We start from the raw sequence: 17,590 nt of genomic DNA, 5'->3' as shown, positions 1-17,590 counted from the left end.
GTCGGAATCTTCGATCGTCAGGCGCCGGGCGCCCAGCCGAGGAACGCTCGCACGGCCGCACGAGCAGCGGCCGGGTCGGAAGCCGCCAGCGCGGCGGTCGCGGCGCGCTCGCACTGCTCACGGGTCACCTCGGCCAGGCCCGCGCCCACCGCGGCGACCGCGCCCGCTGCCATGGACAGCGATCCGACGCCGAAGCCGACCAGCACGCATGCCAAGGCCGGATCCGCCGCGGCTTCACCGCACACCCCTACGGGCTTGCCGAGGCGCTGACCCGCAGCCGCCGTGCGCGCGACGAGAGCCAGCACCGCCGGTTGCCACGGATCGGTGAGGGCGGCCAGTGCGGGAGACATCCGGTCGGCCGCCATTGTGTATTGCGCGAGGTCATTGGTGCCGACGGAGAGGAAATCGACGTGGCGCAGAATCGCCTCCGCCGTGAGCGCGGCGGCGGGCACCTCGATCATCGCGCCGGGGATCAGCCCCCGGCCGCGCACCTTCTCGGCGAAGGATTCCGCTTCGGCCGCGGTCGAGATCATCGGCGCCATCACCCAGGGCACCGGCGAACGGCCGGCGGCGGCTTGCGAGATCGCGTCGAGTTGCCGGTCGAGGATTCCGGCGTCGCGCGCGGCAATGCGGATACCCCGTACCCCGAGCGCGGGATTGGCCTCGTCGGCATGGTCGGCGAATCGTAGCGGCTTGTCCGATCCGGCGTCCAGGGTCCGGATCACCACCTTGGCGCCGGCGTACGCGTCGAACACCTCGCGGTAGATGCGCTCTTGCTCTGCTACCGCGGGCTCGGTTTCGCGGTCCAGGAAGCACAATTCGGTGCGGAACAGGCCGACGCCTTCGGCCGGTGTTCGGCGCGCGGCCTGCGCGCCTGGGCCATCTTGGACGTTGACCAGTACTTCCACCCGGTGACCGTCCGCGGTTGCGCCCGGCCCGGTCCAGGCGGCGTCTCGGGCCGTCCGGGCACGGAACCGCTCGACCGCGCGTGCCGCAACCTCGGGATCGGGATCGATGACTACGCGCCCGGACGAGCCGTCCAGCAGGACGGGCGTACCCGCCGCGATTGCGTCGAGACCGGCCACCGCGACGACACAAGGAATGCCGAGTTGCCGCGCGATGATCGCCGTGTGGCTGGTAGGCCCGCCGAATGACGTCGCCAAGCCGATGATGAGCGAGGGGTCGAGGCCCGCCGCATCCGCGGGCGCGAGGTCGTCGGCGAGCAGGATCGAGGGCTCTGTCGGCACCGGGATGCCTGGTTCGGGCGCGCCGGCCAGTTCGGCGACGACCCGATCGCAGACGTCCCGGAGGTCTGTCACGCGTTCGGCCATCAGCCCGCCGAGCTTGATGAACATCTCGGCGAACTGGTCGGTGGCCGCGACCGCCGCCGCACGCGCCGGTGTGCCGGCCGCGATCAGCTTCTGCGCCACACCGAGCCAGCCGCGGTCGGTGGCCATCGCGGCGTTCGCGGCGAGGACTTCCGCGGCGGCGCCGCCGGCCCGGGCCGCTCGTCCCCGCAAACGGTCCGCGACCGTGGCCGCTGCCGCCAGGAACGCCGCTTGCTCGGATGCCCGACCGGGCTCGGGAATCGAATCAGTCGACTCCGCAACGCGTAGACGGGCACCCGGCCGGACAGCGGGCGCACATGCTACCCCGGAGACCGCCGGTGTGCCGCACAGTACTAACGATTCCATTTCTACCTGCAAAGATCCCGTCATCCGTCGCCTACCTCCACACCTGAACCGGCGAGCCCGATTCCCTGCCCATCCGATCTTCGATGTGATCCAGACTACGCCATGCGATTGACAAAGCAACACATTCAGATATAAAACAACATAAACAAACATCGAACCGGGAGGTCGGATGTACGCCGAGGAACGGCAGCAGGCGATCGCGACGCTGGTCGGGCAACGAGGGCGCGTGTCGGTCACCGAGCTGTCCGATCAATACGGCGTCACGACCGAGACAGTCCGGCGCGATCTCGCGGTCCTGGACCGGATGGGCTTGGTCAGGCGTGTGCACGGCGGCGCGGTGCCTGCCGCGGCGCTGACCGCGATCGAGCTCGGCACCGGCGAACGCGAGCACAGCCGCGCGGCGGAGAAAGACCGCATCGCCAAAGCGGCGTTGGAATTCCTGCCGCCCACCGGTGGCAGTGTCCTGTTCGACGCGGGCACCACCACCGCGCGGATCGCCGCACTGCTGCCGACCGACCGCGAGCTGGTAGCGGTCACCAATTCGGTGCCGATCGCGGCCCGCCTCAGCGGGCACGCCGCGGTGCGGTTGCACCTGCTCGGCGGACGCGTCCGCGGCGTCACCCAGGCCGCCGTCGGCCCGGAGACCCAGCGCATGCTCGCCGAACTGCGGGTCGATGTCTGCTTTCTCGGGGCCAACGCGCTCACCACCTCGCACGGCCTGTCCACCCCGGACATCGATGAGGCCGCGGTCAAGCGAGCCATGGTGGCCAGCGCGCACCGCGTCGTCGTGGTCGCCGACTCCACCAAGGTCGGCCGCGAGGATCTGGTGCGATTCGCGGAGGTCGAGGACGTCGACGCCCTGGTCACCGACACCGGCGTGCCGGATTCGGTGCGCAGCGAGCTCAGCGCCTCCGGCCTCGAGGTGGTCACGGCATGATCGTCACGCTGACCGCCAACCCCAGCATCGACCGCACCGTAACCCTCACCGAGGCGTTGCGCCGGGGCGCGGTGCACCGCGCCGCCACCGTGAGCTCGCATCCCGGCGGTAAGGGCGTCAACGTGTCGAGAGTGGTCGCCGCGGCGGGCCGCGCGACCGTGGCCGTGCTGCCCGGCAACACCGGAGATCCGCTGCTGCGGCAGCTGAGCGACGCGGGCATCGCCTACCGGGCTGTTCCGATGCCCGGGACGGCGCGGACCAATCTCACGATCGCGGAAACCGATGGGACCACGACGAAGATCAACGAACCCGGTCCCCCGCTGACCACTGCCTGCGCTGCTGCCCTTGCCGAGACGCTCGAGGACCTCGCCCATGCCGCGTCCTGGGTGGTGCTGTCGGGCTCGCTGCCTCCGGGAGTGCCCCCCGACTGGTACGTCGCATTGCTCCGGCGGCTGCGCGGCATTCCGGTGGCGCTCGACGCCTCGGATGCGCCGCTGCGGGCGGTCGCCGCCACCTTCGGCTCCCACCCGCCGAGGTTGCTGAAACCGAACACCGAGGAACTCGGTCAGCTCACCGGTGCCGACCCCGCCGAACTGGAGGATCCGGTGGCCGCCGCACGCGCCGCCGCGACGCTGGTCGAGCGGGGCGTCGAGACGGTCCTCGCGACGCTCGGCAAGGCGGGCGCCGTCTTGGTCACCCCCGGCGGCGCCTGGTACGCGCCCGCGCCGAGCGTGACACCGCGCAGCACGGTCGGTGCGGGGGATTCGGCCTTGGCCGGCTACCTGCTCGCCGACTCGGACGGCGCCGGGCCCACCGAACGGTTGCGCCGCGCAGTCGCCTACGGCAGCGCCGCCGCCGCACTTCCCGGCACCGGCGTACCCGGGCCACACGACATCGACCTCGCCGCCGTCTGCGTCACGGCGCTGGACGCCCTGCACAACACCTGAAGGAGGCCATGGTGGCCGACTCGATCATCTCCGAGGATCTGATCACCCTCGACGCCGATCTCGGCGCCGCCAAGGAGACGGTGATCGCCGCACTCGCCGAGCGCTTGGCCGGAACCGGCCGTGCGCGAGACGCCGCGGCACTGCGCGACGCGGCGCTCGCCCGGGAAGCCCAGTCCGCGACCGGACTTCCCGGTGGGATCGCGATTCCGCACTGCCGCGCCGCGACCGTCACCGAAGCCTCTCTCGCGTTCGCCCGGCTCGCCCCGCGAGTCGATTTCGGCGCCCCGGACGGTCCGGCCGACCTCGTCTTCCTGATCGCCGCGCCGGAAGGCGCGGGGGCCGAGCACATGAAACTGCTGTCCAGCCTGGCGCGTGCGCTGGTGAAGCCGGAGTTCGTCGCTGACCTGCGTGCGGCGGCGACGCCCGCAGACATCGTGGCCCTGGTCGAGGGTGTCCTCGAAGCTCCCGCTACCACTACCACCTCGCGCAGCAGCATCGCCGCGGAGAACGCGAGTGCGGGCGTGGCACCCGGGCATGAGGAACCGGCTGCCGGGCGCACCATCGTGGCGGTCACCGCCTGCCCGACCGGAATCGCGCACACCTACATGGCCGCCGATGCCCTGGTCGCCGCGGGCGAACGCGCCGGTGTCACCGTGCACGTGGAAACACAGGGGTCCAGCGGCAGCACTCCCCTCGGCGAGGAGGTCATCGCGGCCGCCGCCGCGGTGGTCTTCGCCACCGACGTCGGCGTGCGCGGGCGCGACCGGTTCGCGGGCAAGCCCGTCGTGGCTTCCGGGGTCAAACGGGCGATCAACGAGCCGGATGCGATGATCGCCGATGCGCTGCGTACCGCGGACGATCCCGGTGCAGCCACCGTCACCGGCCGCGCACCCGACGAAAAGCCTTTCTCCGCAGCGAGATCCGAAACCCTCGGCTGGGGCACCCGCCTGCGCCAAATCCTGCTGACCGGCGTCAGCTACATGATCCCGTTCGTCGCGGCGGGCGGCCTGCTCATCGCGCTCGGCTTCCTGCTCGGAGGCTACGAGATCGCCGACAACGCCAAGACCATAGTGCTGGACAACTCGCTGACGGCGTTGCCCGATGGCGGACTGGCCACCTATCTCGGCGCGGTGATGTTCCAACTCGGCTCTCTCGCATTCGGCTTCCTGGTGCCCGCGCTGTCGGGCTACATCGCCTTCGCCATCGCCGACCGCCCCGGCCTCGCACCGGGATTCACCGCGGGAGCCGTCGCGGTGTTCGTCGGGGCCGGATTCCTCGGCGGTTTGGTCGGCGGACTGATCGCCGGGTTCGCGGCGCTGTGGATCGCGCGCTTCGCGGTCCCGCAGTGGGCCAGGGGTCTGATGCCGGTGGTGGTGATCCCGCTGTTCGCGTCACTGATCGTCGGCGCGGCCATGTTCATCGTGCTCGGCAAGCCGCTCGCCGCGGTGACCAGCGGACTCACCAGCTGGCTCAACGGGCTGTCCGGCACGTCCGCGATCACGCTCGGAGTCATGCTCGGCCTGATGATGTGCTTCGATCTCGGCGGACCGGTCAACAAGGCCGCTTATTCCTTCGCCGTCGCCGGACTGGCCGTCACCGATATCGCGTCACTGCGCATCATGGCCGCGGTGATGGCCGCGGGCATGGTGCCGCCGCTGGCCATGGCGCTGGCCACCACGATCAGACCCCGGCTGTTCACCACCGCCGAACGCGAAAACGGCAAAGCCGCGTGGCTGCTGGGGGCGTCGTTCATCTCCGAGGGCGCTATTCCGTTCGCGGCCGCCGACCCGCTGCGGGTCATACCTTCCATGATGACGGGAGGCGCCGTCACCGGGGCGCTGATCATGGCCACCGGAACCACGCTCAGCGCACCGCACGGCGGCATTTTCGTCTTCTTCGCGGTGGGGCACATCCTGTGGTTCCTCACCGCCCTCGCCGCGGGCACGCTCGTCGGCGCGGTCTGCGTCACGGTCGCCAAAGAACTGGTCCGCACGCGGACCGCCGTACCGTCTCCGTCCCCCTCCACCGTTACCGCTGGATAATCGTCCCCAGAGAAGGAGTCCCCGCCATGCTGCAAACAACCGTCGAGGTCGGCTCGTCCATCGGCCTGCACGCCCGTCCCGCCAACATCATCGCCGAAGCTGTCCAAGCCGCGGGCGTTCCCGTCACCCTCTCGCTCGCCGGCGGCGATCCGGTCGACGCGGGATCGGCGCTGATGATCATGACCCTCGGCGCCACACAGGGCACCCCGGTCGTGATCACCAGCGACGACCAAGCCGCGCTGGACAAGGTCGCCGCACTGGTGGCCGCCGATCTCGATACCTGAGCGGCACCACGATCGACGAAGTGATCTCGTCGCCCGGTAGGAATCGTCGACAGTTCGGGGCTCTTGGACAGAACTTCGCAACCAGAATTCGGAATCCGCTTCCCACCCTTTGAGCCACCTCGTGATGGTGAATCCACTCTCGAACCATCCGTGACGTATTCCGGGACAGACAAGAATCGGGTCCGAAACGGGTACCGGGTCTTGTTCAGCCCGAATGACGCGACTCATCGCTGCTGCAACGTCTTTCGTGCAATCATTCGGTGATCGAGTCGCGGCGGCGTCGGCCGCGATCACTTCGACACCGATGGGGGCGGGAGTGCGTTCTTTTCTTCGCGTTTCGCTGCGGCCGCTGTTCGTGATACTCGTTATGGTGGCGGTGCTACCCGCCTGCGGCAGCGACCGCAACTTCGGCACGGCGACCAGCGCAGGCCAAGGCTTCGCGATTCTCAGCACCGATTCCGGTCTCGCCATCACCGATGGCATCGGCGCTCGGACATTGACGTCTTTCGCTCCCAAAGACGGGAACTGGAACGGCGCAGCTGCCGCCTGGCGCGACCGCGGCACTGCGTTCGTGGTGTCCGGCAACGTGATCGGCATCGTCGACGCAACGGGTGAGCGCCGTACCGCACCCTGCATGGACTGCCGCGGCGTCGCGCTCGCGGGCGACATCGCGATCACCGCGCGAGCGAACTACCGGGCCGGGGACGGCTTCGACCTCGTCGAATTCGACGGCAGCCTCGGCGAGATCCGTTCCACACCGTCGGCTCGACTGAACGAACGCTGGCTCGGCATACGCACCGACGAGGACTCCCGGCCGCCGGACGTGCTGGCGGCGACGGACGAGCACATCTACCTGACCTACGCCTCACGGCTCGGCGGTGCGCGCCGGGGACCTCAGGTCGTCGCGCGATATTCCCGCGCCGGGCAGTTGCTGAGCTACTTGATGATCGACGGAAAAACCTTCGACGCCGAGGTCTCGCCCGACCAGCGCTATCTGGCGCTCACCGCGGGCGGATCCGGCGGAGCCTGTATCACCATCGCCCATCTTCGCGTGGTCGATCTCGCGGAGATGCGCGAACTGGACACCTACCCCGATCGCCCATTGGCCCGCATGACGTCCTCGGGCACGTTGTCCGATCCGTGGTTCTACATCGACAGTCTGCGCTGGGCCGACGGCAAGGTCGTGGTCACCGGCCAGGTGCACGCACCACCGCGCGACGAGACGTGCGATCCGGCACCGCAGTCCTGGATCCGTACGTACGACGTCCGGACCCAAACGTTCACAGACGCACTGGCCGAATCCGACCGCGCGTCGCAGGTGATCGGACCGACGTGCGGCGACACGATCGGCTACACGGGCGCCGACGACAAGCGGTCGGTTGTCGTGGTCTCCGGCGGCGTCCGTAAAGAGTTCCCCAAGTCCGCGGTGCTGGCCGCCACCTCCGGGAGTCTGTCGTGCTGAACGAAACGCCCACGCCGACAGACGAATCACGACCGCGGTTCGACGCGTTCATCTCCTATCGAGCGCAGACCTCGAGCAAGGCCGCGCACCAGTTGCAGCGCGCGCTCGTCGCCTTGTCGAAACGGCATCGTCCCGACGGCGATCTCATTTCTTTGTTCTTGGACACCCAGTCCCTCATCGCGGGCAAGCTCAGCGGGGAGATCAAGAACGCGCTGAAGAATTCCCGCTGCCTGATCGTCCTACTCGGTCCGGACACTTACAAGTCTCCGTGGGTGGATCTCGAGATCCGGCATTGGCTGGACAACGGGGGCGACGTGTCCCGCCTGTTCCTCGTGCGGCACGACCCGTCGGTAGATCTGAAGTGGGATGACGCGCGCAACGATTTCGCCGAACCACGATTCCTGCCGTCGGCGCTGGCGAAGCGGTTCCCCGAGGAGCAGAAGTGGGTCGAATTGCAGAGTTCTCTGACGGGAACCGACGAGACCGCGCTGGTGGGCTTGTACGCACCGATCGCGGGGATACGTCCCGAGGACCTGCTGCTCGCCGAGGCGAACTTCCAGCAGCGCCGCCAGCGACAGACGAGGGCGATCGTGTCGGCGCTGAGTATTCTGCTGGTGATGGCGCTCGTCGCGGCCACCATGGCGTTCTCCAATTGGCGTAGCTCCGAGAGCAATCGTGCGCGCGCGGACCGAGAGGCCGTGCAGGCCAGAGCAGAAGCGAACGCGGCGCAAGCGCTGCTCGCCGCCGGGGACTCCGCAGCACGCGGCATCCGGCTGGGCGTCGAAGCCGCGCAACTCTCCTCGAGCACCAGCGTCCGAGCCGCATTGCTCGCCGTCGCGGATTCCAGTGCCGTACTGCAGCACGCGTTCGAGTTCCCGCGTGCGGACGCCGGCTATCCCGGCACGGGTGTCGCCTTCTCACACGACGGTTCGCACCTTTTCGCCTGGGGGCATGCTCCGGACGACGACGATTCGTATCTGGTCCAGTGGGACCTGGAGACCGGGCGGCAACTGTTCGCGACGCGGCTGCGTGTACCGAACCTCAGTGGGATCGCCTCGGTCGGATCCCGCTGGGCCGCCGGTTGTAGCGACGCGGGTCCACTGATCATCTCGTTGGCCACCCGGGAGGCCCGAAGGCTGGACGCCGCCTGGTCGCGTTCCTGGTCGTGCACACTGCACACGTTCGCCGGTGGCCTCCTCGTCACCACGCAGGAGAAGGGCGGATCGCAAGGCATTTCGTATTTCGCCAACCATGGGGGCGAAACGACCGAACTGGCGGGCATGCCCAGCGTCGCCGTACGGCCCGAGGATCCGGCGGCCGTCGTCGCTGGTGCGGGCGGCATCGCCGTAGTGCGCGCCGACGGCGTGCATCGGCTCGGCGATCAGCCGGTGCGCACGGTTGATGTGCTGGACAACTCGGGCGGTTTCGCCGTTCGCGCGGACGATCGGCGCTGGCTCCTCGGGCGCCCCGACCAGGACGGATACCAACTCACCGAAGTGAGGGCGAGCCCGGAAGCGGTCGACTCCGCACCAAGGCTCACTCTGTCCGGACTCACCGGTGAACTCGCCGAAGTAGCGGCGGACGGCACGGTGTTCATGCCCGGCACCCCCGGTTCTGTCCGCATCGAGAGCCGGGCGCGCGAGGAGCGGTTCTTCCACTCCACACGGATCCGGCCTGTCGAGGACGGTTTCGTCGTCGTATTCCGGGATGGCGCCTCGGTTGTCTGGCCGCCCGGCGAAGTGTCGTACCCGCCGCTGGTCAAAGACATGCCTCGCGACACCTGGCGGGCGCTGCCCTCGGGGTGGAGCCAGGGCGCGGGCCGAGCCGGGGAAGATGCCGTCCTCGGCGCCTGCGCGAACGGTGAACAGGTATACCTCACCGGCGGCACGCAATCCACGGCCGTCTGGGCCGTGGACGCCAACCGCCTCGCACGCAGGTTCAACGGTTTCGCCACCTCCGGTCCGGCCTGCGGTGTCGTCTCCGTCGACGAGGGGCTCCGATTCTCCGCCCACGGCGATGGCGCGGCCGGAAATACTGTTCTCCGAAAAAGCTCGGCATACGACGGGCTGGCGCTGAGCACCGACGAGTCGAAAATCGCGGTCGTTCAAGCCGAGTTGCCGATCGAAGTGCTCTCGAGTAAGGGCGCCTCCAACCAACCCTGGGGGATGCGGCAGATGCCCCTGCCCGAGACGACGACCGCGCTGGGCGCGCTCCGCGTGATCAAAGGATACGACCATGTGCGGATAGTGCGGCCCGACGGCAAGGTACAGAACTGGCGCGACGAGAAGGCGGGCACTGTGCTCGCCGTGCACCCCGCGGGCAAGGAGATTCTCGCCGATTTCCTCGGGCCGGGAACCCGTGCGATCCTGATCACCGAGACCGGAAAAATCGGCGACGCCGACAACTTCTGCGCCGTGCGACCTGCGAAGTACGTTCCGGCTCCGGGTTTCCAGACATCCAAGAAGTCGGCCCGACAGGCGCTGCTGGTAGCCGCGGGGCCACGTGGCACGATCGACTGCCACAGCGGAAAACTCGTGGACGCGATCCCGCCCGACCGAGTCGTCGACTACGGCATCGACGACGACCGCGGCCGCATCCTCTGGCGCGACGAAGCAGGACGACTGCAGATCACCGGATGGGACGGCGATTCCTCCGACGTCCGCACCACGCCCGCACCCGTGGAGGTCAGCAGGCCGGGCGCGCGCGTCTCGGTGTCGGACTCGCTGATCGCGGGAATCGCCGAAGGCGAGGGGCTGCTGCGCATCTACCGGTCCGCCTCCGGCGGCTGGCAACAGCAGACGACTATTCCCGTGACAGTGCAACGTATCGTCGGCCTCGCCCTGGCCGATCACGGCACCCTCGCAGTCGTGGTGGCCGAGGATTCGACCTTCGAGATCTTCGACATCGCGACCGGTCGCCGCCTCATGACCAGTCGCCAATCAATAGACACCACCATGCATCCGCAAAGAATCGCGCTGTACGAATCGGATGGCTTCATCACCATCCTGCTGTATCGAAAGGATGAGTTGACTTCGCAGCGCGCCGTCGAGATCCCGATCACGGTTCCGCTGCTGATCGACCAGCTGTGTACCGCGTACTCGGCGCCTGCTTGCTCCGGTGCTGGAGGGTGAGGATGAACTCCGACATAGACGTCTTCCTGTCCTACGCGCGCAAGGCAGATGAGGACATCGCTCCCGCACTGCAACAAGGCCTGGAGACGCCCGGCCAAACCATGGAGCAGCGCCCCGCGGGTATTCCGCGACCGTACCGAGCCCTCCGCCCGCACTATCTGACCAGCTTTCGCCGACCTCGTGAGTCTTGTTCGCGCCACCGCAACGGGCGTCAGTCGCGGTATATCGCTACGTGAGCGCCGGCGGCGGTTCCGATGCTGAAAGGACCTGCACACGCGGCCGCGCCATGACCTGATGGACTGAACGAACCGCTCCATGAGCCGCTGTAAGGACCGAAGGCCATCAACGGGAAGGCATTCGGCACACCGTGCAAGCCGAAGCAGTCGACGATCAGGGCGTACTCCCTGCCGGCCGGGGCGTCGTGATCATGACATGTCGCCGTCGCACTGGTCAGCTCCCGCGTGATGACGCAGTCCTGTGGCGCGGCCTGAGCCGTCCCGGAACCGGCTACCGCCGCAACGCCCAGACCCAGCACCGCGGCGGCCGCAACTCGTGCGGTGGCGACTATCGGTCTTCTCATTCGAATCCCTCTCGGTGGAGATCGCTCCAAGCGTGGTCCGGCGACTTTCGGTTTCCTGCACGAGGTTGTTACGACGGACCGACTCGCCGACTACCGCGATCAGGGCCGGACCGGTCGCAGCGCAGGATGTGGGTCCAGACCGTTGCCCGGCGGACGGGCAACGGGACGTTGCGGGTCGGTTGCCTTGCCTGCCGACGAGTAGCGTTGACTCGCAGACGATTTCGATGACAAGTTGCCTCCGTGGAGGGATGATGGAGTCTCGTTGGATAGACAGATCATCCGGTGAGATCCGGGTCCAGGGAGGGTTTCTGTCGTGGGCAAAGTCAGCACCAAAGGGGAATGGACGCGTGTCAGCGTCGACGAGACACAGTTCGAAGGTCTGAGAAAACCTGGCGTCGCATCCAGCAGCGGCATCAGATCCAGCATCAGGTGGGGCAGCGCGCAGGACAGCGAGAAGAGCGGTTATGACTTCACGGGTCTCACCGACGTCGATGCCCGCCTGGACGGCAAGGATTTCAATCTCGGCATCTTCGCGCACTACAACCGCCGAATCCACCTCGAGCACACGCAGTTCCGGGTGTACCTGAAGGTCACGGTGGACTTCCAGGACGAGGGGTTCGACCACACCTTCACACTGCGTTTCCGCCATAACGAGACGGCCAACCAGCCTGGCGACGTGTCCGACGTGGTCAAACTGCCCGTAGTCCACGAGAACGACATCGTGTACATCGACGACACCGAATACAAGGTGTCGATCACGGGTTTCTTGGATCAGACCGGGCAGGTGATCCCGCAGTTCCAGAATCCCGAGGGCAGAACCAAAAGAGTCTGGCTCGTTGCCCGGTTCGAGCCGACGGATGAGCCGGGCTCCTGACCCCAGCACCGATCCCGCCGACGCAGGACCTCACCGCCGTGCGGCGAAAACAGGCACGGCGGTCCGGCTCAGCAGGGGCTACGAGCGCGTGAACCGGCCCGCCATTCTCGCGCGCAGCGACCGGACACGGGTAGCCGAGCACCCGACCGGAGTTCGGATGCACAGCCCAGCGCCCGCGGCGCGCGCTCCGGGCCGGTAATCGAGGCGACGGCGTCCCGCGGGCGGCTCGAATGCTACTGTGACCGAGCGCTGGTTGCCGCTCGTCCCCCGGACGGGCGGCTCGTAAGAGGGAATCCGGTGGGAATCCGGAGCTGCCCCGCAGCGGTATGTGGAAACGACCGCGGTCATCAGCACTGGGCTCCGAGCCCGGGAAGCGACCGCCAGTAGGCGAGGCCGAAGGTTCCGGTGTCACGTCCACGAGCCCGAAGACCTGCCCGCGTGGCCGAGCCGATGGCGCGGCCTTCTGTCGACTCCGAGGGAGCGGTTGACGAGGTATGGGTCCTGTGGTGCTCGCCTGCCCGCGCACATCCGATTTCGAGACGGTGTGGGTAGAGCTGGACCGATGAGAAGTGTCGAGAGGCGCCGGCTGTCGGTCGCCGTGCTGGTCCCCAGCCTGATCACGGCGCTGGCAGTGGCCTGCGTGCTCGCTCTGGCGCTGGGCGCGGCTCATATCCCCTGGCGTGACACGGTCTGGTTCCTCTGGGCCGAACTCACCGGCGGGACGGTGGTCGCCGCCGACGTCGCCAACTATCGGATCGTCGTCGATTCCCGGCTGCCCCGCGTACTCTTGGCGGCCCTGGTCGGAGCCGGTCTCGGCGGGGTCGGACTGCTCGTACAGGCTATGGTCCGCAACGCGCTCGCCGACCCATACGTCCTCGGGATCTCCTCGGGTGCGTCGGTGGGCGCTACCGCAGTCGTACTCTTCGGGGTCTTCGGCGCGCTCGGTATCTACGCGCTGTCGACCGCCGCCTTCGCCGGGGCGCTGGGCGCCACGGTGCTCGTCTATCTGATGGCGCGTTCGGCCTCTGGGCTGGTGCCGCTGCGCCTGGTGCTCACCGGTACCGCCATCGGCTACGGCTTCTCCGCGGCGACGACGGTGCTGGTATTCCTTGCCCCGCACGGGGATGCCGCCCGTTCCGTGATGTTCTGGCTGCTCGGGAGTCTGGCCGGGACAACCTGGCGAATGGTGCCACTGGTCGCCGGGGTTGCGGCGATCGGACTGGCGGTCATCGCCGTGTACGCGCGACACCTCGACGCACTGTCGATGGGAGACGAGGTCGGCGCCGCTCTCGGGATGAACGCCTCCCGGTTCCGGCTGCTCCTGTTCGTCGTCTCCGCCGCGATGACGGGATGTTTCGTTGCGGTTTGCGGGGCGATCGGCTTCGTCGGACTGGTGGTTCCGCATATCGCCAGACTGCTGGTGGGCGCCGGCCACCGGCGCCTCACCATCGTGACACCGCTACTGGGCGCCGTGTTCCTGGTGACCGCGGACCTGTTGGCGCGGACACTCTTACCACCGCAGGAGTTACCCCTGGGCGCGATCACCGCGGCGGTGGGGGTTCCCGTGTTCGTTCTGTTGATGCGACGCCGCGGCGCACTGGTGGAGCACGGCTGATGCGGGTCGACTACGAGAATGTCACGGTCGAGTTCGACGGCACGACGGTCGTCGAGGCGGTGACCTTGGCCGCCGCGCCAGGAGAGTTCATCGGCATCGTGGGCCCGAACGGCAGCGGTAAGTCCACCCTGCTGCGTTGCCTCTACCGCGCACTGTCGCCGACGACGGGACGAGTCCTGGTCGGCAGTACGGATATCGCGGCGATCAGCATGCGCGAGAACGCCCGTCAGGTAGCGGCGCTCACCCAGGATACGACTACTCCGTTCGACTTCACCGCCGCCGAGGTCGTCGCCACCGGACGACTACCGCATACCGCGCTGCTGCGGGGCACGCACCGACGCGACCGGGGGATCTGTTCCGCGGCGATGGCGACGGCCGATATCGGGCATCTCGCGTCGCGCGGATTCCTGTCGCTGTCGGGCGGTGAGCGCCAGCGTGTTCTGATCGCGCGGGCGCTTGCCCAGCAGCCGCGCGTTCTGGTCCTGGACGAGCCGACCAATCACCTCGATGTCCATCACCAGTACAGCGTTCTGTCCGCGGCGCGAGATCTGGGCATCACCGTGGTGGCGGCGCTGCACGACCTCAATCTGGCCGCCCAGCACTGCGACCGGATCTTCGTCCTGCACGCGGGCCGGCTCGTGTGTTCGGGCCCCCCGAACGAGGTGATCACCACCGAGGTGATCACCCGTTGGTTCTCGATCGGCGGCCATATCGTCAGCCACCCCCGGCTGGGCGTCCCGCAGATCATCTTCGACCAGAAGGAACGATAGATGAGGTCATCCCCGGTGATCACGGCAATTGCTGTCACGTGCGTACTCGTCACGGCAGCTTGCGGCGCCGAGGTGCAGCAGGCCCCGAGGAACGTGAGCGGTCAGTCGGTGACGGTCACCAACTGCGGCGCTCCGCTCACCGTCGACGGTGTCCCCGAGCGGGTGATCACCAACGACACGGGGATCACCGAGATGATGTTGGCCCTCGGTTTGGCCGATCGGCTGGTCGGCTACACCAGCTACCCCGGTAAGGAACGCGACATCGCCACCTCACCGTGGCAGGCCGACTTCGAACGCGTGCCGCCGCTCGGTGACGCCTTCACCCGCGAAGTCGTCCAGGCCGCCGCCCCCGATTTCGTCTTCGCCGGCTGGAACTACGGATTCAAGGAGTCCACGGGTATGACCCCGGAATGGGTGCGGTCGATCGGGGCGGTGCCGTACCAGTTGACCGAGGCATGCCGACAGCCCGGAACGAATCGCCGCGGGGTTATGGAACCGCTCGACGCCCTGTACACAGACCTGACCAACCTGGGCGAGATCTTCGATGTGCGCGAGAAGGCGGGCGAACTGGTCTCCCGATACCAGGAACAGGTCGCCGTAGCCGCCGACAGTGCACCGGCCGGACAGCAACCGGTCCGGGTCTTCCTGTTCGACAGCGCGACACCGGAACCGTTCACCTCGGGCCGTACCGCCGCACCGTCGCAGATCATCCGCGAAGCGGGTGGCGCCAATATCTTCGACGATTTGAACGATTCGTGGACCACGACCTCGTGGGAGGCCGCGGCACAGCGGGATCCGCAGGCGATCGTGATCGTCGACTACGGCGCGGGCCCGGAGAACTCGGTGCAAGCGAAGATCGAGCAATTGCGCGCCCATCCGCTGATGGCCGGAACAGCGGCTGTCCGCGAGAACAACATCATCGCGTTGCCCTACGCCGCGTTGGTCGAAAGTCCACGCAACCCCCAGGCCGTCGTCACAATAGCCGGGTTCCTCCGTTCCAAAGGATACTGAGCATCGCTGATCACTTGTACCCGGCAGCGGCGTACAGCTTTCCGGGCGGAATTCTCCGATCGGACGTGATGATCACGCCGCAACCGATGAACATCGTGCAGGTTGCGTCATCGAAACCGACCCTGCCGTCACCGCCGCTGGATTCGGCTGAGCCCTGATCACCTCGGTGCTGACCGAGATCGGGCCGGTCCACATCGAGGCACCCCGAGACACGAACTCGTCGTTCGATCCGGTGATGCCGCTGGGCGAGCGGTCGCCGCGAGAGGTGCCGGGCGCAGAGCATCCTTGATTAGCTAACTGCATGCTGTACTGGAGCAACGCCATAATGCAGACGGTGAAATCCCGCTGATCGGCAGAGACACACGGCAGAATGCGGCTATGCACACATTTGCTAGATTGTTGCAGGCCACTGTCGCCGGAGCGCTGGTCGTGGTAGCCGGTCATGGAGTCGCGCCCGCGCCTGCCGCGAGCGAGACCCATATTCAATTACCCTGGCCGACCCCTGAGCCGGAGGCAGTGCAGGCGTCGGGAGCAGCGCTGGCAGAGGGAATCACCGGCACGGTGCTGTGGTCGCGACAGCCGAACATCCCGGTCCCGATAGCCAGTATCACCAAGGTGATGACGGCACTGGTAGTGATCAACTCCGGCGACCTCGACCGGGGCATTACCGTGCCGCAGGAGATCATCGCCTACTGCACCAAGTACGACGGAAGCAACGCGGGCCTGGTCCCCGGTGAAGTGCTCACCGCGCGACAACTCCTGTACGCGATGCTGCTGCCGTCCGGCTGCGACGCCGCCTATACCCTTGCCGAGGCCTACGGGCCCGGCCAAGACGGCTTCCTCGCCAGAATGAACGACACCGCGCGTCACATGCGCTTGGCAGGGACACATTTCACCGACCCCAGCGGGCTGCCCGCCCCCACCGACCACTCCACCTACTCCACACCAGCGGACCTGGTGGCCCTCGGCCTGCGCGCGATGAGCACGCCAGTGTTCCGAGAGATCGTCGGGTCGAAGAGCTATCACCTGCCCGCAGGCCCGAACAACCGGGCACACCTCTGGCAGACCACGAATCTGCTGCTGCGCGACTATCCCGGCACCATCGGCATCAAAACCGGATACACCGACGCCGCGGGAACCTGCCTGCTGTTCGAAACGGTCAGGGCGGGAATACCGCTGATCGGTGTAGTCCTGCACAGCTCGCCCGACAGCGACGTCGCCGCCAAGAACGACGCCGAGCGCATGCTGAACTGGGCCTACGACCCGATCCTGAGCCTGCTGCCGATCGATTGACACCGAACGCGGCAGACCGGCCAACCGCACCGCACACCAGAATGATTCGCCGCGACAAATACGACCGGGTGGCGCCACGAGGGACCCGCACGCCACGAGCACCTGGGTGATCGAAATTCGCAATCAGATGTCACCCAGGTTCTCGATCTGAATCAACCCGAGGGTGTGCCTGGCCATGATCACCGCCTGGCGCGAGTCCGCGGTGTTCGAATCAGGCCAGATAGGCGGCGATGCCGTCGAGCAGCTTGCCGAGGCCGAACTCGAACACGCCCCCGGCGACGGCACGCGTACCAGGGTCGCCGCCTGCTCCTGCGGTCAGAATGGCCATCAGTGCCGGGTACCGCGCGGGCTGCCCGTAGCGCTGGACCATCTCCGGGTCGAGTATGGGGCCGACGTACCCCGCTGCCCCGCGGCCCAGTGCCGGGTCGATCTCCAGGCGCGCAACACCGCTGACGAAAGCGTTGACGGAGAAGACTACATCGCCGATGGCCTCCGGTGGCAGCGCGGTATCGAGGAGAGCGCTCATCGCGGCCTCTCCCCATGCGGCCTCATTCGGGCCCATCCAGCGATTGCTCGCACCGACCGCCAATATCCAAGGGTGGCGTAGATACATCTCACGGGTTCGGCGCGCCCAGTGTTCGAGAGCTGCCCGCCAGTCACCCATGGGCAGGTCGAGCCGTTCGGCCATGGCTGTATCGAGCATGAGGGCGACGAGGTCGTCCTTGCTCGGCACATGCCGGTACAGCGACATGGTGGCCGAGCCGAGTTCGGTGGCGACCCGTTGCATCGACAGCGCGCCGATCCCGTCCGCGTCCGCGATGGCGATGGCCGCCTCGACGATGCGATCCAGGGTCAACGCCGGCCGTCGGCCGCGGCCGGAACGTTCAGTGCCCGACCACAGCAGTCGCGCCACGCGCGGTAGTTCCTCGGCCACTTCGCTCCTCACGCCT

13 protein-coding genes and 1 riboswitch are annotated in these 17,590 nt (G+C 67.6%); of the genes, 11 read left to right on the top strand and 2 right to left on the bottom strand.

Annotated elements, in window-relative coordinates:
- Positions 1-17 precede the first annotated feature (17 nt).
- On the bottom strand, positions 18-1,718 hold the full coding sequence (locus GVY39_RS20795) for a putative PEP-binding protein (RefSeq protein ID WP_159926928.1): 1,701 nt from the start codon (positions 1,716-1,718) through the stop codon (positions 18-20).
- A 145-nt stretch (positions 1,719-1,863) separates the two neighbouring features.
- Between GVY39_RS20795 and GVY39_RS20790 the strand changes: the two genes are divergently transcribed.
- From GVY39_RS20790 to GVY39_RS20740, 11 genes are all read left to right on the top strand, one after another.
- A complete protein-coding gene (locus GVY39_RS20790) occupies positions 1,864-2,631 on the top strand; it encodes a DeoR/GlpR family DNA-binding transcription regulator (RefSeq protein WP_159926930.1) in 768 nt (255 codons plus the stop codon).
- A complete protein-coding gene (gene pfkB, locus GVY39_RS20785; RefSeq protein WP_159926932.1) occupies positions 2,628-3,578 on the top strand; it encodes a 1-phosphofructokinase in 951 nt (316 codons plus the stop codon). The genes GVY39_RS20790 and pfkB overlap by 4 nt, the downstream gene beginning before the upstream one ends.
- A gap of 11 nt (positions 3,579-3,589) precedes the next feature.
- Entirely contained in the window at positions 3,590-5,620 is a 2,031-nt protein-coding gene (locus GVY39_RS20780) for a fructose-specific PTS transporter subunit EIIC (RefSeq protein ID WP_236565568.1), read from the top strand.
- A 26-nt stretch (positions 5,621-5,646) separates the two neighbouring features.
- A complete protein-coding gene (locus GVY39_RS20775) occupies positions 5,647-5,904 on the top strand; it encodes an HPr family phosphocarrier protein (RefSeq protein WP_159926936.1) in 258 nt (85 codons plus the stop codon).
- Positions 5,905-6,274: 370 nt separating this feature from the next.
- Positions 6,275-7,366, top strand: coding sequence for a hypothetical protein (locus tag GVY39_RS20770; protein ID WP_159926938.1), 1,092 nt, complete (start codon positions 6,275-6,277; stop codon positions 7,364-7,366).
- The gene (locus tag GVY39_RS20765; RefSeq protein WP_159926940.1) at positions 7,360-10,497 is read left to right on the top strand and encodes a TIR domain-containing protein; all 3,138 of its coding nucleotides are present in this window, start codon (positions 7,360-7,362) and stop codon (positions 10,495-10,497) included. Before GVY39_RS20770 ends, GVY39_RS20765 begins: the two co-directional genes overlap by 7 nt.
- 893 nt (positions 10,498-11,390) lie before the next feature.
- The gene (locus tag GVY39_RS20760) at positions 11,391-11,951 is read left to right on the top strand and encodes a choice-of-anchor K domain-containing protein (RefSeq protein WP_159926942.1); all 561 of its coding nucleotides are present in this window, start codon (positions 11,391-11,393) and stop codon (positions 11,949-11,951) included.
- Positions 11,952-12,184: 233 nt separating this feature from the next.
- Positions 12,185-12,404: riboswitch (cobalamin riboswitch) on the top strand.
- A gap of 109 nt (positions 12,405-12,513) precedes the next feature.
- Complete coding sequence (locus GVY39_RS20755) at positions 12,514-13,566, top strand: iron ABC transporter permease (RefSeq protein ID WP_159926944.1); 1,053 nt, start codon at positions 12,514-12,516, stop codon at positions 13,564-13,566.
- Positions 13,566-14,336, top strand: a complete 771-nt coding sequence (locus tag GVY39_RS20750; protein ID WP_159926946.1) for an ABC transporter ATP-binding protein — start codon at positions 13,566-13,568, stop codon at positions 14,334-14,336. Before GVY39_RS20755 ends, GVY39_RS20750 begins: the two co-directional genes overlap by 1 nt.
- Positions 14,337-15,347, top strand: a complete 1,011-nt coding sequence (locus GVY39_RS20745; RefSeq protein ID WP_159926948.1) for an ABC transporter substrate-binding protein — start codon at positions 14,337-14,339, stop codon at positions 15,345-15,347.
- A gap of 378 nt (positions 15,348-15,725) precedes the next feature.
- The gene (locus tag GVY39_RS20740) at positions 15,726-16,640 is read left to right on the top strand and encodes a D-alanyl-D-alanine carboxypeptidase family protein (RefSeq protein ID WP_201295289.1); all 915 of its coding nucleotides are present in this window, start codon (positions 15,726-15,728) and stop codon (positions 16,638-16,640) included.
- A 211-nt stretch (positions 16,641-16,851) separates the two neighbouring features.
- On the opposite strand, the gene GVY39_RS20735 is transcribed toward GVY39_RS20740, so the two are convergent.
- Positions 16,852-17,574, bottom strand: a complete 723-nt coding sequence (locus tag GVY39_RS20735) for a TetR/AcrR family transcriptional regulator (RefSeq protein ID WP_159926950.1) — start codon at positions 17,572-17,574, stop codon at positions 16,852-16,854.
- Between the last annotated feature and the right edge of the window lie 16 nt (positions 17,575-17,590).

This window comes from Nocardia sp. CY15 (assembly GCF_009829295.1).
Lineage (GTDB): Bacteria > Actinomycetota > Actinomycetes > Mycobacteriales > Mycobacteriaceae > Nocardia > Nocardia sputi.
This window is presented reverse-complemented; position numbering and strand designations above follow the sequence as displayed.

Coding starts and splice junctions, on each gene's coding strand:
- GVY39_RS20745 (WP_159926948.1), top strand. CDS start 14,337: ATGAGGTCATCCCCGGTGATCACGGCAATTGCTGTCACGTGCGTACTC.
- GVY39_RS20795 (WP_159926928.1), bottom strand. CDS start 1,718: ATGACGGGATCTTTGCAGGTAGAAATGGAATCGTTAGTACTGTGCGGC.
- pfkB (WP_159926932.1), top strand. CDS start 2,628: ATGATCGTCACGCTGACCGCCAACCCCAGCATCGACCGCACCGTAACC.
- GVY39_RS20750 (WP_159926946.1), top strand. CDS start 13,566: ATGCGGGTCGACTACGAGAATGTCACGGTCGAGTTCGACGGCACGACG.
- GVY39_RS20775 (WP_159926936.1), top strand. CDS start 5,647: ATGCTGCAAACAACCGTCGAGGTCGGCTCGTCCATCGGCCTGCACGCC.
- GVY39_RS20740 (WP_201295289.1), top strand. CDS start 15,726: ATGCACACATTTGCTAGATTGTTGCAGGCCACTGTCGCCGGAGCGCTG.
- GVY39_RS20790 (WP_159926930.1), top strand. CDS start 1,864: ATGTACGCCGAGGAACGGCAGCAGGCGATCGCGACGCTGGTCGGGCAA.
- GVY39_RS20755 (WP_159926944.1), top strand. CDS start 12,514: ATGAGAAGTGTCGAGAGGCGCCGGCTGTCGGTCGCCGTGCTGGTCCCC.